Genomic DNA, 16,913 nt, shown 5'->3' on the forward strand with positions numbered 1-16,913 from the left:
TTCCTCCCCCGCCGGGCAGGGGAGGAAATCTCGGCCTAGGCTTCTTCCTGCTGCGACTTCATCCAGCGTTCGAGCCAGTGGATGTTGTAGTCGCCGGCCAGGATGTCGGGCTGCTGCAGCAGTTCCTGGAACAGCGGGATCGAGGTCTCGATGCCGCCGACCACCATCTCGTTCAGGCAGCGATTGAGGCGCGCGATGCACTCCTCGCGGTCGCGGCCGTGGACGATCAACTTGCCGACGAGGCTGTCGTAATAGGGCGGGATCGAATAGCCGGCGTAGAGCGCGCTATCGAGGCGCACGCCCAGGCCGCCGGGGGCGTGGAAGTCGGTGACCATGCCGGGCGAAGGCGTGAAGGTCTTCGGGTTCTCGGCATTGATCCGGCATTCGATGGCGTGGCCCTCGAACACGACGTCTTCCTGCTTGAACGACAGCGGCAGGCCGGCGGCGATGCGGATCTGTTCGCGAACCAGGTCGATGCCGGTGATGGCCTCGGTGACCGGGTGCTCGACCTGCAGGCGGGTGTTCATCTCGATGAAGAAGAACTCGCCGTTCTCGTACAGGAACTCGATGGTGCCGACGCCCAGGTAGCCGATGGCCTTGACCGCATCGACCACGACCTTGCCGATCTTGGCGCGGGCCGCGGCGTCGATCACCGGGGAGGGGGCTTCTTCCAGCACCTTCTGGTGACGGCGCTGCAGCGAGCAGTCGCGTTCGCCCAGATGGCAGACATTGCCGAACTTGTCGGCGATGACCTGGATCTCGATGTGGCGCGGGGTCTGGAGGTAGCGCTCCATGTAGACCGCGTCGTCGCCGAAGGCCGCGCGGGCCTCGGCGCGGGCGGTGGAGACCGCCTCGTAGAGGTCTTCCTGCGTCTGGGCGACCTTCATGCCGCGCCCGCCGCCGCCGGCGGCGGCCTTGATGAGCACGGGGAAGCCGATCTTCGCGGCCGCCTCGAAGGCCTCTTCCTCGGTGGTCACGGCGCCGTCGGAGCCGGGGACCACGGGGATGCCCGCTTCCTTCACCGCCTGCTTGGCCGTGATCTTGTCGCCCATCATCTTGATGTGGTCGGCGGTCGGGCCAATGAAGGTGAACCCGTGCGCCGTCACGATCTCGGCGAAGCGCGCATTCTCGGACAGGAAGCCGTAGCCCGGGTGAATGGCCTGAGCGCCGGTGATCTCCGCAGCAGCGATGATCGACGGGATGTTCAGATAGCTCTTGGCGGCGGGCGCCGGGCCGATGCAGACGCTTTCGTCGGCCAGCCGCACCCACATGGCGCCGGCGTCGGCTTCCGAATGGACCGCCACGGTGGAAATGCCCATTTCCTTGCAGGCCCGATGGACCCGCAGGGCGATTTCGCCTCGGTTGGCGATGAGGATTTTGTCGAACATCGACTTACTCGATGACGATCAGCGGCTCGCCGAACTCGACCGGCTGAGCGTCCTGCACGATGATCTCGACGATCTTGCCGCCGCGCGGGGCGGGGATCGGGTTCATCGTCTTCATGGCCTCGACGATCAACAGGGTCTGACCGGCCGTGACCGTGTCGCCGACCTTCACGAAGGACGGGGCGTCGGGCTGCGGCTGCAGGTAGACGGTGCCGACCATCGGGGATTTCACGACGTCGCCCTTGCGCTCGATCGCGGCGGGGGCGGCATCACTCGCCGAAACCGCCGGGGCGGCGGCCACGGCCGCGGGGGCGGCGGCGTACTGCACAGGCGCCTGGGCGACGGTCAGGGTCTTGGCGACGCGGATCTTCAGGTCGTTGTGCTCGACTTCGATCTCGGAGAGGCCGGTCTCGGTGAGAATGTCGGCCAGTTTGCGCACCAGACGCGCGTCGATCGGGTCGGCGGGAGCCTTGGGACTGCTAGCCATTTGATAATCCTTAGTTTTGGCTTTGGCGGGCAAGGCCCGCGGCGGCCTCGACGGCCAGTTCGTAGCTCGCCCCGCCGAAGCCGGAGACGACTCCGGTGGCGACGAGGGACACATAGGTTTCACGGCGGAACGCTTCGCGCGCCGCCGGGTTGGACAGGTGGCACTCGATGACAGGAATATCCAGTGTCTTGAGCGCGTCCAGCAGGGCCACGGAAGTGTGACCATAGCCCGCAGGATTGATCACCACGGCGCAGGCCTCCGTCCGGGCTTCCTGCACCCAGTCGATGAGCTGGCCTTCATGGTTGGTTTGGCGGAAGACCACGGCATGACCGAGGGCGCCGGCGCGGCGTTCGCAACGAGTGCGGACGTCCTCCAGCGTCTCCTTTCCGTAAATCTCCGGCTCCCGGACCCCCAAGAGGTTGAGGTTGGGCCCGCTAAGCACATAGATCGGTTTCGACATTCGGCTCCGCCGTCGATTCCGCCGTCTTGTAACGGGCGGCGGCGGGGGTCACAAGCATTCGGAAACTCCAAGCTTCACGAGGGCGTCATGACGCTGACCATCAACGGGGAACAAAGGGCCTTTGGCGGGGTGTCGAGCGTGGCCGCCCTGGTGAGCGAATTGGGCCTGGATCCCCGCAAGGTGGCGGTTGAGCGCAATCTGGAGATCGTGCCGCGATCGGCCTATGGACAGACCGCGCTCGCCGACGGCGATCGCATCGAGATCGTGCATTTTATCGGAGGCGGCTGACATGGACGGGTCTATCCACAAGGAAGACACCTGGAGCGTCGCGGGCCGGACCTTCACCTCGCGGCTGATCGTCGGGACGGGGAAGTACAAGGACTACGCCGAGAACGCCGCCGCGGCCGAAGCCGCGGGCGCCGAGATCGTCACCGTGGCGGTTCGCCGGGTGAACCTGTCAGACCCGAGCCAGCCGATGCTGGTGGATTATGTGAAGCCCGATCGCTTCACGTTCCTGCCTAACACCGCAGGCTGCTTTACCGGCGAAGACGCGATCCGCACCTTGCGCCTGGCGCGCGAAGCCGGCGGCTGGGACTTGGTGAAGCTGGAAGTTCTGTCGGACACCAAGCACCTGCTGCCGGACATGGAAGAGACGCTGCGGGCGCTGAAGCTGCTGGTCGCCGATGGCTTCCAGGTGATGGTCTACTGCTCGGACGATCCGGTCTACGCCAAGAAGCTGGAAGATGCGGGGGCGGCGGCGATCATGCCGGCGGCCGCGCCGATCGGCTCGGGGCGCGGTATTCAGAACTTCCTGAACCTTGGCCTGATCATCGAACAGTCGACCGTGCCGGTGCTGGTCGACGCCGGCGTCGGCACGGCGTCCGACGCCGTGCTGGCCATGGAGACCGGCTGCGACGCGGTGCTGATGAACACCGCCATCGCCGGGGCGAAGGAGCCCATTCGCATGGCGATCGCCATGAAACATGCCGTGATCGCGGGGCGGGAAGCATTTTTGGCAGGACGCATGCCAAAACGTATGTATGCTGACCCATCATCCCCGTTATCCGGTCTGATCTGATGAGCCTCGGCGTCGACGTCTACTGGTCCTTCCGCAGTCCCTATTCCTATCTTGTGACCCCGCGGTTGCGGGAATTGGCTGAGACCTACGACGTCGATGTCCGAATGCGGCCGGTCTATCCGCTGGCGGTGCGTTCGGAGGGGTTCTTCACCAAGCAGGACCCGTTGTTCGTGCCTTACCTGGTGCGGGACGTGCGGCGGCTGGGGGATTTCCTCGGTCTGCCGCTGGCGTGGCCCAATCCTGATCCCGTGGTGATCGGCCAGAACCTGAACGGCGCGGCCGAGCAGCCACACCTGGACCTGTTGATGCCGCTGGGCGTCGTCGCGGCCCATAAGCCCCAGTCTCTGGCCTTCTATGACGAAGTCTCGCGCCTGATCTGGAGCGGCCAGGACATGCCTTGGAACGAAGGCGACAAGCTGGCCCGCGCCATTGAGCGGGCGGGCCTTGATATGGCTCAGCTTCAGGAGGAGGCTGCCAGCAAGACCGGCGAAATCGCCGCTGAGATCGAGGCCAACCAGGAGGCGCACCGCGCCTCAGGTCACTGGGGCGTGCCGACCATGGTCTTTGAAGACGAGCCGTTCTTCGGTCAGGATCGTTTCGACGTCCTGGTGTGGCGTCTCAAGCAGCGGGGACTCGCGCCCCGAAAATAGGGGAGCGGGATGACCAAGGCTGGCGGGCGCAAGTCCATCTTCATCACCGGCGCGGCTTCGGGCATGGGCCGAGAGACCGCCAAACTGTTTGCGTCGAAAGGCTGGTTCGTCGGCGGTTTCGACGTCAATGACGCCGGCCTCGCCGCGCTGCAGAGCGAACTTGGGGCCGACAACTGCATCGTCCGCCGTCTCGATGTCACCGACCGTGAGAACTATCGCGCGGCGCTCGCGGCCTTTGGCGAGGCGACCGGCGGCCAGATGGACGTGCTCTACAACAACGCCGGGATCGGGCGCGGAGGCCCGTTCGCCGAGCAGCCGTTCGAGGACGTGATCGCCGTCGTCCAGGTCAACCTGATGGGCGTGCTGATCGGCATCCACGCTGCGATCGGGCTGCTCAAGGCGACGCCGAACTCGCTCTGCTTCACGACATCGTCGTCCTCCGCGACCTTCGGCATGGCCAATATCGCCGTTTACTCGGCGACCAAGCATGCGGTGAAGGGCCTGTCAGAAGCGCTGTCGGTCGAGTTCAAGGCCTATGGGGTGCGCGTCGCCGATGTGCTGCCCGGCCTGATCGACACGCCGATCCTGCCGCCCGAGGCCATCGCCAATGCGCCCAAGGAAGGCATGTTTCGCGCGATCCCGCCGATCGAGGTCGCCAAGGCCGTCTGGGAGGCCTACCACGCCGACAAGCTGCACTGGTACGTGCCGCCGGAGCTTGTGGAGCTGGACAAGGCCGCCACGCTGTCGCCGGAGACCGTGCGCGATCAGATGGCGCAGGGCGGGCTGTTCAACTCCGCGCCCTGAGGTTTGTCAGGCGCGGATCATGTCCGCGTCGGCGGCGAGGCCCAGGGCCTGGAACAGCTCGGCTCGGCCGGGACCGGGCTTGGGCGGATAGGCGTCAGCCTTGTTGTCTCGGCGCGTGATCCAGTAGCGCATCACCTTCGCCAGGTTGTCTGGACGCTTCAGCCAGGCTGAGGGGTGCTCGAGCATGTGGAAGCCGCGCAGCGCCTCGCGCAGCAGATTGGCGTCTGAGCGGATCGCGATGTTGACGCCGTCCTCCAGGAAGCTTTTGACGAGCTTGCTCTTGAGGCTTGGCCGATAGCCAGGGGTGAGCTGCTGGCGAGCGCGGCGGATGGCGGCGCGGTCCTGGTCGCGCATGTTGAGATAGTAGGGCTGCAATTCATCGGTGACCCGGGCCTGGAAGGCCTGGATGCGGTCGGCGGCGTCGCCGGATGAGACGAGCACGTCGCGCAGGATATAGGCCGTCACCGCCGCGAAGGAGCAGCCGCGGCCATAGAGTGGATTGGTGCGGATCAGGGAGTCGCCGACTGCGAAGTACCCAAGCACGGCGGGCGTCTCACCGCCGCCGATATCGCGCCAGCGGCTGTGCAGTTCGCCCATGCCGAACACCCGGCTGACGCCCTCGGCCCTGGAGTTGTCGACCCACGCGGCAAGTCCAGGCAGGCGCGCGCAGATCGCGTCGAACGCCTCCGGCCGCACGATCGCCTTGCGCAGCTCCAGCTCGGGCTCGGGCGTGCACAGGGTGATGGAGAAGCAGCCGTTGTCGGCGGGGAACAGGCCGAACTTCAGGAAGCCCAGATCGCCTGTGCCGCCGGCCTTGGTGCGCGAGGGCTCTTGAGCGCCTGGTCGCAGGCGGTAGTGGCGCGTGAAGTAGAGGATGCCGGCGCTCTCGCTCTCCTCGGTGATCGGCGCGCCTTCTTCGACCAGTTGTTCGATGCAAGAGGAGGTGCGTCCTCCGCCGTCGATGACGACGTCGCCAATGATGTCGCGGGGGCCGTTGGCGTCGGCGACAGCCACCCCGACGACGCGCAGACCCTGCGGATCGTGCTGGGTCAGCAGCTTGCGGACGAAGGTCTCGGAGTCGATTCGAATGTTGGGATAGCGCTCGACGTAGCGTCGGATGACGAGTTCGAGGGTCGTGCGGCGGCTGGTCAGGACCACGAAGTCGCGGTCCGTGGGCTGAGGCTTGTAGTCCAGGCGATGCAGATCGGTGAGCATCTGCTCGAAGCCGAGCTCGCGGCAGCCGGCCGCCAGCAGGTCAGCGTGCAACTCGGGATGTTCGTTGCGGATGATGGTGCGTAGCCGCGCCAGGAAGGCGTGGCTGTGGCGCAGGTGACCGACGCCCCGGCGAGTCCAGTCGGCGAAGGCCTGGTCGGCGTCACCGCGCGGCGGCGCCGGATCGCGCTCGAGCATGACGATATCGCGGCCGGTCGGCGCCAAGGCCAGCGCCGTACACAGGCCGCCTATACCAGCCCCGATAATGAGCACCCGCTCGTGCATCCGGCTCGCCGTGGTCGGAACGACAGACTCTCAAAGCACTAGAGAGGAGCCTAGCCGTGTCGCCCGGCGACGCAATGCCCGAGTTGCCGAGACGGCGTCAGCCCTTGTCGAGCTGCGGCGAGGGCATGGTCTTGAGCTTGCCGGTCTTGGCTTCGGCGATCGCGGCGCGCAGAGCAGCCATATCCGCGCCGGGGATGATGCGGTCGCCGACGATGAAGGCCGGCGTGCCCTCAATCGCGAGTTCCTGGGCCAGGGCGCGGGTGTCGGCGATGTGCTTCTTGACCTCCGGGCTGGCGCCGCCGGCGCGCGCGGCGGCCGGATCGACCCCAACGGCGCGCAGGTGGCGATCGATCGCCGCCTCGTCCAGCGCCTTTTCAGCCATGAAGCGTTCGAAGAGCTCGATGTTCTTGGGCATCCCGGCCGGCGACAGCGCCACTTCGGCGGCGACGTTGCTCTCCGCGCCAAAGATCGGGAATTCCTTGAACACGAAGCGGACGTCTGGATTTTCCCGGATCAGCTTGAGGACTTCGGGAGCGCTGACCTTGCAGTAGCCGCAGCGGTAATCGAAGAACTCGACCACCGTGATCTTGCCGTCCGGATTGGCCACGAAGTCGCGCGGATCGCGCTCAAGCTGGGCGCGATACTTGGCGAGCGAGGCCTGTGCGGCCTCTTGCGCGGCGGCCTGCTTATTCTGCTGCAGTTTGAGAACGGCTTCCTCGATCACCTCGGGATGCGCGAGCAGGTAGGCGCGGACTTTCTGGCCGAAGTCGTCTTCCTGCTTCTGGCAGGCGGCGAGCGGCAGGGCGAGGGCGGCGCAGGCGACGAGGGCGCCGCGGGAAATCTTGGTCATGTCAGGCCAAATAGGTGAGAAGCGGGGCTTTGCGAAGGCCTTTCGACCTTATCAGCGCGAGGAACGGCGTGTGATCGAGCCCTCGGAGGCGAGGTCCTTGAGGTCCTCCCTACTGGGCTTGGAGGTCAGGACGATGTCCGTGGCGCGACGCCATTCGGGCGTGTCCTTGTCGAGCTTTTCGCGGGCGCGCATGGCGAAGACCCGTGCCTGGGTCGGATCGCCGACAGCAAAGAAGTATTCGCCAGTGGCCAGGCGGGCGAGCCCCTCCTTGCCCTGCTTGTCGTAGGCCTGAGCGAGGATGCGCCAGGCGGTGGCGTTGTCATGCTCCTGGGTCAGCGCCTTGCGCAATTCGCCGACGCCTTCTTCCACCTTGGCCTTGTCGTCCAGCGCGATCAGGGTCTGGCCGAGGTTGATGCGCAGCAGCGGCGCGTCCGGCTTCAGCTCCACCGACTTGCGTTGCGGCGCCTCGGCCTCCTGCGCGCGTCCGAACTCGAACAGAACCTGACCCTTGAGTTCCCAGAGGTACGGATTGTCCGGCTGTTCGGCCAGCAAGGCGTCGATCATCTTCAGCGACTGATCGGGCTGCTTCATCTGATAGTACGCGATCGCCCGGGCGTAACGCGCCGGGTAGGAGGTGTCCTTCTCGCCGTACTTGGTGATGGCGACCGTCGGGTTGATGAACCCGTCCAGCTTGGCCTTCATGATGTTGTGTTCGGCGATCGCTTCCGGGGTGTCGGGTGTGTCGTAGTGGGCGTTCTGCTCGACCCGATGGCGAAGCGCCTCGATCCGCGAGGACGACAGCGGGTGGGACCGGAAGTAGGCGAAGCGCCGGGCTTCCTGGAAGACTTCCTGATAGCGGAAGTTGTCGAAGAACTCGACGAGGCCCTTGCCCGAAAGACCGGCCCGCTCGAGCATGGCTGCGCCGGCCTGGTCAGCGCGGCTTTCCTGTTCGCGGCTGAAGCCCATGGCGCCGAGCGTGCCGAAGTAGCTGGCGCTGCCGATGAGGCCCGCCGCGCCTTCGCCGGAACCAGCCAGAGCGGCGAGTACACCCAGACCCATGGTCAACAGGAACGGTTTCATGCCCGCGGCGGTCATCTCGCCCGACCGCGCCGAGTGACCGGCCGCGAGGTGGCCGACTTCGTGAGCGATGACGCCCTGGAGCTGGTTGGGATTTTCGGATTCGAGGATCAGGCCGGTGAAGACGCCCATCGTGCCGGGGCCGGCGAAGGCGTTCAGATCCTTCGATCCGATCAGGAGGATATCGATGGAATTCGAGTCGACGCCCGCGGCCTTGAAGATCGGTTCTGAGTCCTTGCGCAGGATCTCTTCGATCTCGGTGTCGCGGATCAGCGACATGCCTTCCTGGGCGTGAGCCGGAACGGCCGGCAGCATAAGGCTCAGGGCCGTCGCGGCGGCCAAGGCGAATTTCGAAACCGAACGGGCAGGGGATACCATGCCGAACAACTCCAAGCGCCCCCCGCAAAGCCCCATGGATTGAAGCCTAACGCGCTTCAGACGGACTGGAAACCGGCTCGCATGGCGCGAGCCGGTTTCCGATGTCACGGTTCAGGATCAGCCCCTGCGCCACCAGCCCTTTTTCGGCACTGAAGGCGGCGCGTTGATCTCGTTCGGATCAGGCTCGCGCACGACGGGGGCGGCTGGGGTGGGCTCCGGCGCCGGTTCGGCGACCGCTTCCACGACCTCGACAGCCTCGACGACTTCGGCGGCCTCAACGACCGGCTCGGCGGCGGCTTCAGCTGCAGCCGAGGCCTTGGTGCGGCGCGCACGCGGCTTCTTCGCCGGCTTGGCTTCCGGCTCGGCGGCGACGACTTCGGCCTCGGGTTCCGGGGCCGGCTCAGCGACCGCCGGGGCGGCCTCCTGGACAACAGCTTCGGGCGCCTCGTCAGCGACCTCGGCTTGGGCCGGAGCCTCGTCGGCCTTGCCACGGCTGCGACCGCGGCGCGAGCGAGACTTCTTCGGCTTGTCGTCGACGGCCGGCAGTTCCACCCAGACGTCCAGTTCGACGTCGGGCTGATCGTCGTTCACGCTCGGCGCCGGTGCGGCCGTTTCAGCCGCGGCCGGAACCGGAGCGCGATCATTGGCCGGGGTCGGGGCCTGAGCGCGGGCCGGCGGGAAGTCTTCCGACGGGTCGTGCCAGACGAACGGGTCGTCGCCGTAGGGCACCCACGGACGGGTCCACGAGAACATGTCCGCCGGACGACCGTCATCGCGCATCCGGCGACCGCCGCGGCGGCCGCGACGACGGCGGCGGCCGCCGTCGTCGGTTTCGCGATCGTCGGTGCGGGCAGGCTGCTCGGCGGTAGCTTCGCGCGCTTCGACCGGCTCGCCATCGCGGCGGCCGCGGCGGCGGCGGCGGCGGCCACGGCGTCCGCTGCGGTCCTCGTCCTCGGATTCGTGTTCCTGGAACCGCTGCTCGGCCTCGTCGTCGTCAGTGGCCTCGCGCTCGATATCGGTTTCGTCCTCGTCCTCGATCTCTTCCTCGTCCTCGAACGCCTCGTCGTCGAAGTCGTCGTCGACCGGCTGGTAAGGCTGGAGGGGCGCGCCATGGACCGGCGGAGCGTGCTCGGGACGGGTCTCGCTGGCGGTCCGCTCGATCTCATGATCGGCATGGGCCAGGGCGTCGTCGATGGTGATGGTGATGAAGAGGCCGAGGTTCTCGTGAAGACGCGCGAGATGGTTGCGCTTCTCGTTGAGAATGTAGAGGCCGACGGCGCGCGGCACTTTCAGGGTCGCTTCGCCGCCGCCCTTCAGGGCTTCGATCTCGATGGCGCGCAGGGCCGATAGGGCGCTCGATTCGACCGAGCGCACGCGGCCGGTGCCGGCGCAATGCTCGCAGACGTGGGTGGTGCCTTCCAGGACGCCCGAACGGCGGCGCTGGCGGCTGATTTCCATCAGCCCGAAGGTCGAGATTTTGCCCATCTGGACGCGGGCGCGGTCGTCCTTCAGCGCGTCCTTCAGCTTCTTTTCGACGGCGCGATTGTTCTTCGATTCATCCATGTCGATGAAGTCGATGACGATCAGGCCGGCCAGATCGCGCAGACGCAGCTGGCGAGCGGTCTCTTCGGCCGCTTCCATGTTGGTCTTGAGGGCGGTGGCCTCAATGTTCCGCTCGCGCGTGGCGCGGCCGGAGTTCACGTCGACGGCGACCAGGGCCTCGGTCTGGTTGATCACCAGGTAGCCGCCGGACCGCAGCGGGACGACCGGCGAGTAGATCTGGGAAAGGTGATCCTCGACCCGGTGCTTGACGAACAGCGGGGTCGCCTCGCGATAAGGCAGGACCTTCTTGGCCTGCGACGGCATCAGCATGCGCATGAACTCACGCGCTTCCTTGAAGCCGGCCTCGCCCTCGACCCAGACCTCGTCGATGTCCTTGTCGTAGAGATCGCGGATGGTCCGCTTCACCAGGTCCTCTTCCTCGTAGATGAGGGCGGGAGCCACGGAGTGCAGGGTGGTGTCGCGGATGTTCTCCCACAGGCGCAGGAGATACTCGTAGTCGCGCTTGATCTCGGCCTTGGTGCGCTTGGCGCCGGCCGTGCGGACGATCAGGCCCATGCCTTCCGGCACGTCGAGGCTCTGGACCACGCCCTTCAGGCGCTTGCGGTCGGTGGTCGCGGTGATCTTGCGGCTGATGCCGCCGCCGCGGGCGGTGTTGGGCATCAGGACGCCGTAGCGGCCGGCCAGCGACAGGTAAGTGGTGAGCGCCGCACCCTTGTTGCCGCGCTCTTCCTTGACGACCTGGACCAGCATGATCTGCCGACGGCGGATCACTTCCTGGATCTTGTAGCGACGCATCAGCCGCCGGCGACGCCGGGCGACTTCTTCTTCCATGACGTCGTCTTCGTCGGCGTCGACGGAGTCTTCGTCCTCATCGTCGGAGCCGCGGGCGCGCGATTCGGCGATGTCGTCCTCTTCGTCGGCCTCTTCGCGCATCAGCGCTTCGCGGTCGGCGACCGGGATCTGGTAGTAATCGGGGTGGATTTCGTTGAAGGCCAAGAAGCCGTGGCGGTTTCCGCCGTACTCGATAAAGGCAGCCTGCAGCGACGGCTCAACGCGCGTCACCTTGGCGAGATAAATATTGCCTCTGAGTTGCTTTCGGTTCTGGCTCTCGAAATCGAATTCTTCAACACGCGGTCCGTCGACCACCACGACACGCGTCTCTTCGGCGTGTGCGGCGTCGATCAACATCTTCTTGGACATAAAGTACGTCTCCGAGGCGCGCCGCGAGCTCTCGGCTCGGGCGCCGCCGGTCTGTCAGGAGGGCGCGCACGCCACCGCCTATCGTCTTGTCGAAGCCGACAAGGCGGGCGGTAGGCCGAAATTGGGCTCGAGCGGCGCTGCCCATTGGTGTGTTCCCAGGCGCGCTCAACGAAAAGCGCGGATCGGATGGCGCGTGGCCGCCGATAGGGCGAGGCCGACGCGGGTTGTGTCGCGCTGGCCGCGACCTTGCGACGCAAGGCGCGCACGGTTCAGCGCGGGCGGACATTGCAACACTGGCGGCGAAAAGGAAAGCCGCTGCGCTGCAATGCGATGGCGTAAGGACACGGTTAACCGTTTGTCCACGTCGCCGGCGTCTATATGGGTATGACTGTATAGGAAGTGTAACGGGGCTGCGCGTATGGGCGGCAGGTTCAGGATCGGCGGACGAAGCGTGCTGGCGGCTGTCGGTGCAGTGGTTTGCTGCCTGGCGATCGTCGCGGGAGCGCAGGCCGCTGGCGCCAGGGCCGATGTCCTGAAGGTGCGCCTGGGCGGCGACCGGGCCGAGACCCGTATCGTTATCGATCTCGACAAATCGGCGACCGGCAAGGTGGCCGCGGACGGACAGAGCGACCGTAGGGTCGTTCTGAACCTGCCTGGCGTGTCGGTGGATACCGAATTGCAGGGCGGGGGACTTGGCCTGGTGAAGGCCTGGGTCGTCGACGACAACGCCAGCGGCGCCCGCTTGCGCATCGACCTGGCCGCCGACGCCGTAATCAAGCGCCGTTTCCTGCTGCCGCCGGCCGACGGGGTCGCCAACTATCGCTATGTGATCGACCTGGCGGCCAAGGAGCCGTCGAGCGTGAAGGTCGCCCAGGCAGGCGGGCCGCGTTTCATCTCGGCGCCGGTCAAGACGACCAAGGCCGCGCTGCCGCTCAAGAAAGTCATCGTCATCGATGCTGGGCACGGGGGCAAGGATCCCGGGACCAAGGGCGCCGACGGCAACGAAAAGGACGTCACCCTGGCCGCGGCGCGTTCGCTGAAGAGCCAGCTCGAGAAGAGCGGCCGCTACAAGGTCGTGATGACCCGCGACGCCGACGTCTATGTGGATCACGCGGTCCGGGTGCAGATCGCCCGCCGTGCGGACGCCGACCTGTTCATCTCGCTGCACGCGGACTCCGGCAGCGACCCCAGCCTGCGGGGCGCCAGCGTCTACACCCTGGCCGACCGGGCGACGGCGCGTTCGGCCAAGTTCGTCAGCAAGGACGACTGGTTCATGCAGGCGGGCACCCACGGCGATAAGGGCGTGTCGACGATCCTGCTGGACCTGACCCAGCGCATGACCCGCAACCGCTCGGCCACCTTCGCCGAAGTGCTGCTGAGCCGGGTCAGCGACCATCAGCCGCTGCTGCGCCGCAGCCACCGCGAGGCGGGCCTTGCAGTGCTGCTGGCCCCTGACGTGCCCGCGGTGCTGCTGGAAATGGGCTTCCTGACCAATGCAGCCGACGAAGCAGTGCTGCGCGACCCGAGCAAGCGCACCCGGCTGATGGGTTCGGTCGCCGATGCGATCGACGACTATTTCGGCCAGCCGACCAAGCTGGCGTCCAACTGACGGCGCGCCAAGCCGACGCAGGCCCGTTGGCGCCCGGCGCGATGCACGCTAGACCAGCCTGAGCGGACGGGGAGCGCCCCCGCGGAGGTCGGTCAGTTTGAAGCCCCCCGAGAGATGGATCGCGGTCGCCGGCGTGACGGTGCTGAGCGCTATTGCGCTGGCCGGATTCGCCATCGCCATCTATGCCGCCTGGCTGTTCCACGACATGCCCGACGCGGCCGATCTGGCGGACTATCGTCCGCCGACGGCGACGCGCGCCTATGCATGGGACGGGGTCCTGATCGGCGAGTTTTCGCGCGAACGTCGCATCTACGTGCCGTACGACAACATGCCTCCGCAACTGGCCCAGGCCTTCCTGGCGGCTGAGGACCGGAACTTCTTCAGCCACGGCGGCGTCGACGCCATGGGCCTGACCCGGGCGATGGCCAAGAATGTCCTCAACGCGATGAACGGCCGGCGCCTGGAAGGCGGCTCGACCATCACCCAGCAGGTCGCCAAGAACGTCCTGCTGACCAGCGACGCGACGGTCGGGCGCAAGCTGAAGGAAGCGATCCTGGCGGGGCGTCTGGAGCAGACGCTCAACAAGGAGCAGATCCTCGAGCTCTATCTGAATGAAATCTGGCTGGGCTATCGCTCGTACGGCGTCGGCGCGGCCGCCTACAACTACTTCGGCAAGTCGATCACCGACCTGACCCTGGCCGAGAGCGCCTACCTGGCTTCGCTGCCGAAGGGGCCTGACAACTATCACCCGACGCGCCGCAAGGCGCAGGCCATCGCGCGCCGCAACTGGGTGCTGGAGCAGATGGCCGAGCTGGGCTGGGTCAGCCGCGCGGACGCCGAGGCGGCCAAGCGCGAGGATCTCAAGGTCCAGAAGGCGCCGACGCGCGCGAAGTACCGCGACGCCGACTTCTTCGTCGAGGAAGTGCGCCGCCGCGGCCTGGCGACCATGGGGCAGCGCCTGAACGAAGGCGGCTACTATATGCGCACCACGCTCGATCCGCGGCTGCAGACCGCCGCGCGGGTGGCGCTGATGAACGGCCTTGAGCAGTACGACCGCCGTCACGGCTGGCGCGGCGCCTGGGGCCATGTCGACACGGCCGAAGGCTGGGAAGACGTCGCCAAGCAGAAGAGCCCGCCGTCCGAGCGCCGCTCCTGGCGCGCGGCGTTGGTGACAGACGTCTCCGGCGGCAATGTCCGGGTCCGCGTGGCGAGCGACGGCGGAGCCGGGGCCATTGTCGGCCAGGACGTTGCGTGGGCGCGTGCGGGCAAGGGCCTGAGGTCCGGCGATCTGGTGTTCGTGGAGCCGGTCGAGAACGGCGGCGGCTTCCGGCTGCGGCAGGTCCCGGCGGTCAACGGCGCGCTGGTGGCGATGGAGCCGCATTCTGGCCGCGTGCTGGCGATGGTCGGCGGCTACTCGTTCTCGCTGTCGAACTTCAACCGGGCCACCCAGGCGATGCGCCAGCCCGGCTCGGCCTTCAAGCCGATCGTCTACGCCGCGGCCCTGGAGAACGGCTACACGCCGTCCAGCGTGGTGATGGACTCGGCGATCACCCTGAAGGGCGCGGCCGGCCAGAACTGGACCCCGGAGAACTACAACCGCCGCTATTACGGCGCCCTGACCCTGCGTCGCGGGCTGGAGCTGTCGCGCAACGCCATGACCGTGCGTCTGGCCCAGGGCGTCGGCATGAAGAAGATCAGCGACCTCGCCGTGAAGATGGGCGTGGTCAAGAGCATGGATAAGGTCCTGGCCATGGCGCTGGGGGCGGGGGAGACGACGCCGTTCCGGCTGACCGCCGCCTATGCCACCTTCGTCAACGGCGGGCGGCGGATCGATCCGCACCTGATCGAACTGGTCCAGGACCGTAACGGCGAGACCATCTTCCGCGCCGACAAGCGCGACTGCCCCCGGTGCGAGGTCGGCTTCAACGGCGACGAGAGCCCGCGGATCCCGCCGGGCGGCGAACAGGTCATGGACCCGATCACCGCCTATCAGGTGACCTCGATGATGCAGGGCGTGGTCCAGCGGGGCACCGCAACCTCGGCCCTGGTGTTGAACCGCCCGGTCGGCGGGAAGACCGGCACGACGAACGAGTACCGCAGCGCCTGGTTCGTCGGCTTCACGCCGCAGATCGTGGCGGGCGTGTTCGTCGGCTTCGACGACAATCGCAGCCTTGGCGAGGGCGAGACCGGCACCCAGGCCGCGGTGCCGATCTTCATCGAGTTCATGCAGGAAGCGACCAAGGACCTGCCGAAGGACGAGTTCAAGGCCCCCGCGAACGCCAAGTTCGCCACCGTGCGCGGCATCCGCGAAGCGTTCCGGCCTGGAACGGAACCGAAGGTGATCGTGGCCCCGGCGGGCGGAATGCCGGTCGGTGGCCCCCAGCCCTACAATCAGGTCTGGCCGGACGGGCAGCTGACGACGCCGGCGCCGGCCGCGGCGCCGCCGCCCAAGAAGCCGGACGACATGAGCGGGCTGTACTGAGGGCGCGCCGGCCGCTTTTCGCTTTCGCATGGCCGGGGCACGCCCGACCGTGACGAGTTGGAATGGGGAATGACGGTGGTCGTGCGGCGGCACGTGGACCCCGCGCCATTGTAATGCGGCCCGCCGCGCGCTATCTGCCCGACCCCCAGAACATTTCTGGTTTCGGAGATTCCCATGAGAGTGGATGTCGAGGCCTCGAAGGCCGACATCGAGCAGTCGATCGACTTGCTCAGGAGGAGACTTTGACTGGGAACCGGCCCTAAGAAAGCTCGATGAGCTGAACGCCCGCGTCGAAGACCCGACCCTTTGGGACGATGCGGCCGCCGCCCAGGCGATCACTCGCGAACGCTCCAAGCTGGCGGCGTCCGTCGAGGCCGTGCAGTCGCTGGAACGCGACCTGGCCGACGCCATCGGCTATGCCGAAATGGCCGACGAGGAGGGCGATGAAGCCACCCTCGATGAGGCTCGCGAACAACTGAAGGGCATCAAGGAGCGTGCTGCGCGCGCCGAGCTGGAGGCCCTGCTGTCTGGCGAGGCCGACGGCAACGACGCCTTCATGGAAATCAATTCCGGGGCCGGCGGCACCGAGTCCAACGATTGGGCCGGGATGCTGATGCGCATGTACACCCGCTGGGCCAACGCCCACGGCATGAGCGTCGACTTCCTCGAAGAGACCTCCGGCGAACAGGCCGGGATCAAGTCGGTGACCCTGCAGATCAAGGGGCCGAACGCCTATGGCTGGCTGAAGAGCGAAGCGGGCGTGCACCGGCTGGTGCGCATCTCGCCGTTCGACGCGGCGGCCAAGCGGCACACCAGCTTCGCCTCGGTCTGGGTCTACCCGGTGGTCGACGACACCATCGAGATCGATATCAATCCGTCCGACGTGCGCACCGACACCTATCGGGCGTCCGGCGCCGGCGGCCAGCACATCAACAAGACCGACTCGGCGGTGCGCCTGACGCACATTCCGACCGGCGTGGTGGTGGCCTGCCAGATGGGACGCTCGCAGCACCAGAACCGCGAAGAGGCCTGGAAGATGCTGCGCGCCCGGCTCTATGAGCTGGAGTTGCAGAAGCGCGAAGCCGAAGCTCAGGCGATGAACGACCTGAAGACCGACATCGGCTGGGGCCACCAGATCAGGTCTTACGTCCTGCAGCCGTATCAGATGGTCAAGGACCTGCGGACGAACGTCGAAACATCCGATACCCAGGGGGTGCTGGATGGCGATCTCGACGAGTTCATGGGCGCGGCCTTGGCGCAGCGCGTCGGCAGCACCCGCGACGGAGCGGGGGCCTAGCCGGCCAGTTGGCCCCAATGCAAAAGGTGTCGTCCCGGTTTTGGCGAAGCCGAAGACCGGGACCCATGAACACCTGATCAGGCAAGTCTCGCTTGA

General features: G+C 66.8%; 14 protein-coding genes. 7 read left to right on the top strand and 7 right to left on the bottom strand.

Annotated elements, in window-relative coordinates; all coding sequences use genetic code 11:
- Nucleotides 1-35 precede the first annotated feature (35 nt).
- From accC to ASC79_RS01085, 3 genes are read right to left on the bottom strand one after another with little or no spacing between them, the layout of a single operon-like run.
- A complete protein-coding gene (gene accC / locus ASC79_RS01075; protein WP_056018417.1) occupies nucleotides 36-1,388 on the bottom strand; it encodes an acetyl-CoA carboxylase biotin carboxylase subunit in 1,353 nt (450 codons plus the stop codon).
- A 4-nt stretch (nucleotides 1,389-1,392) separates the two neighbouring features.
- Nucleotides 1,393-1,872, bottom strand: a complete 480-nt coding sequence (gene accB / locus ASC79_RS01080; protein ID WP_056018420.1) for an acetyl-CoA carboxylase biotin carboxyl carrier protein — start codon at nucleotides 1,870-1,872, stop codon at nucleotides 1,393-1,395.
- A gap of 10 nt (nucleotides 1,873-1,882) precedes the next feature.
- The gene (locus tag ASC79_RS01085; protein ID WP_056018423.1) at nucleotides 1,883-2,332 is read right to left on the bottom strand and encodes a type II 3-dehydroquinate dehydratase; all 450 of its coding nucleotides are present in this window, start codon (nucleotides 2,330-2,332) and stop codon (nucleotides 1,883-1,885) included.
- Nucleotides 2,333-2,419: 87 nt separating this feature from the next.
- Here ASC79_RS01085 and thiS point away from each other — a divergent pair, with 87 nt between their 5' ends.
- From thiS to ASC79_RS01105, 4 genes are read left to right on the top strand one after another with little or no spacing between them, the layout of a single operon-like run.
- Nucleotides 2,420-2,620, top strand: a complete 201-nt coding sequence (gene thiS, locus ASC79_RS01090) for a sulfur carrier protein ThiS (RefSeq protein WP_056018426.1) — start codon at nucleotides 2,420-2,422, stop codon at nucleotides 2,618-2,620.
- A 1-nt stretch (nucleotide 2,621) separates the two neighbouring features.
- Nucleotides 2,622-3,410 (top strand): thiazole synthase, encoded by a 789-nt coding sequence (locus ASC79_RS01095; RefSeq protein ID WP_056018429.1) that lies wholly within the window; start codon nucleotides 2,622-2,624, stop codon nucleotides 3,408-3,410.
- Nucleotides 3,410-4,060 carry a 2-hydroxychromene-2-carboxylate isomerase gene (locus ASC79_RS01100; RefSeq protein ID WP_056018431.1) on the top strand — a complete coding sequence of 217 codons (651 nt, stop codon included), beginning with the start codon at nucleotides 3,410-3,412 and terminating at the stop codon, nucleotides 4,058-4,060. The genes ASC79_RS01095 and ASC79_RS01100 overlap by 1 nt, the downstream gene beginning before the upstream one ends.
- 9 nt (nucleotides 4,061-4,069) lie before the next feature.
- Nucleotides 4,070-4,864, top strand: coding sequence for an SDR family oxidoreductase (locus ASC79_RS01105; RefSeq protein WP_056018436.1), 795 nt, complete (start codon nucleotides 4,070-4,072; stop codon nucleotides 4,862-4,864).
- 6 nt (nucleotides 4,865-4,870) lie between these two features.
- Here ASC79_RS01105 and ASC79_RS01110 read toward each other — a convergent pair whose 3' ends face one another.
- From ASC79_RS01110 to ASC79_RS01125, 4 genes are all read right to left on the bottom strand, one after another.
- Nucleotides 4,871-6,361, bottom strand: a complete 1,491-nt coding sequence (locus ASC79_RS01110) for an NAD(P)/FAD-dependent oxidoreductase (RefSeq protein WP_056018439.1) — start codon at nucleotides 6,359-6,361, stop codon at nucleotides 4,871-4,873.
- Nucleotides 6,362-6,458: 97 nt separating this feature from the next.
- Nucleotides 6,459-7,211, bottom strand: a complete 753-nt coding sequence (locus ASC79_RS01115; RefSeq protein ID WP_056018442.1) for a DsbA family protein — start codon at nucleotides 7,209-7,211, stop codon at nucleotides 6,459-6,461.
- Nucleotides 7,212-7,262: 51 nt separating this feature from the next.
- Nucleotides 7,263-8,666 (bottom strand): M48 family metalloprotease, encoded by a 1,404-nt coding sequence (locus ASC79_RS01120; RefSeq protein ID WP_056020866.1) that lies wholly within the window; start codon nucleotides 8,664-8,666, stop codon nucleotides 7,263-7,265.
- A gap of 117 nt (nucleotides 8,667-8,783) precedes the next feature.
- Nucleotides 8,784-11,429 carry a ribonuclease E/G gene (locus ASC79_RS01125; RefSeq protein ID WP_056018445.1) on the bottom strand — a complete coding sequence of 882 codons (2,646 nt, stop codon included), beginning with the start codon at nucleotides 11,427-11,429 and terminating at the stop codon, nucleotides 8,784-8,786.
- A 418-nt stretch (nucleotides 11,430-11,847) separates the two neighbouring features.
- Between ASC79_RS01125 and ASC79_RS01130 the strand changes: the two genes are divergently transcribed.
- The 3 genes from ASC79_RS01130 (at nucleotide 11,848) to prfB (ending at nucleotide 16,817) form a co-directional block, all read left to right on the top strand.
- Complete coding sequence (locus ASC79_RS01130; RefSeq protein ID WP_056018448.1) at nucleotides 11,848-13,038, top strand: N-acetylmuramoyl-L-alanine amidase; 1,191 nt, start codon at nucleotides 11,848-11,850, stop codon at nucleotides 13,036-13,038.
- Between the two features lie 97 nt (nucleotides 13,039-13,135).
- The gene (locus ASC79_RS01135; protein ID WP_235528705.1) at nucleotides 13,136-15,520 is read left to right on the top strand and encodes a penicillin-binding protein 1A; all 2,385 of its coding nucleotides are present in this window, start codon (nucleotides 13,136-13,138) and stop codon (nucleotides 15,518-15,520) included.
- Nucleotides 15,521-15,694: 174 nt separating this feature from the next.
- Nucleotides 15,695-16,817 (top strand): peptide chain release factor 2 gene (gene prfB / locus ASC79_RS01140; RefSeq protein ID WP_156378298.1). Its coding sequence is split into 2 segments (ribosomal slippage): nucleotides 15,695-15,763 and nucleotides 15,765-16,817, totalling 1,122 coding nucleotides; the frame shifts between segments, so codons are not numbered across the junction.
- Nucleotides 16,818-16,913 lie beyond the last annotated feature (96 nt).

It is taken from the genome of Phenylobacterium sp. Root1290 (assembly GCF_001425305.1).
GTDB lineage: Bacteria > Pseudomonadota > Alphaproteobacteria > Caulobacterales > Caulobacteraceae > Phenylobacterium.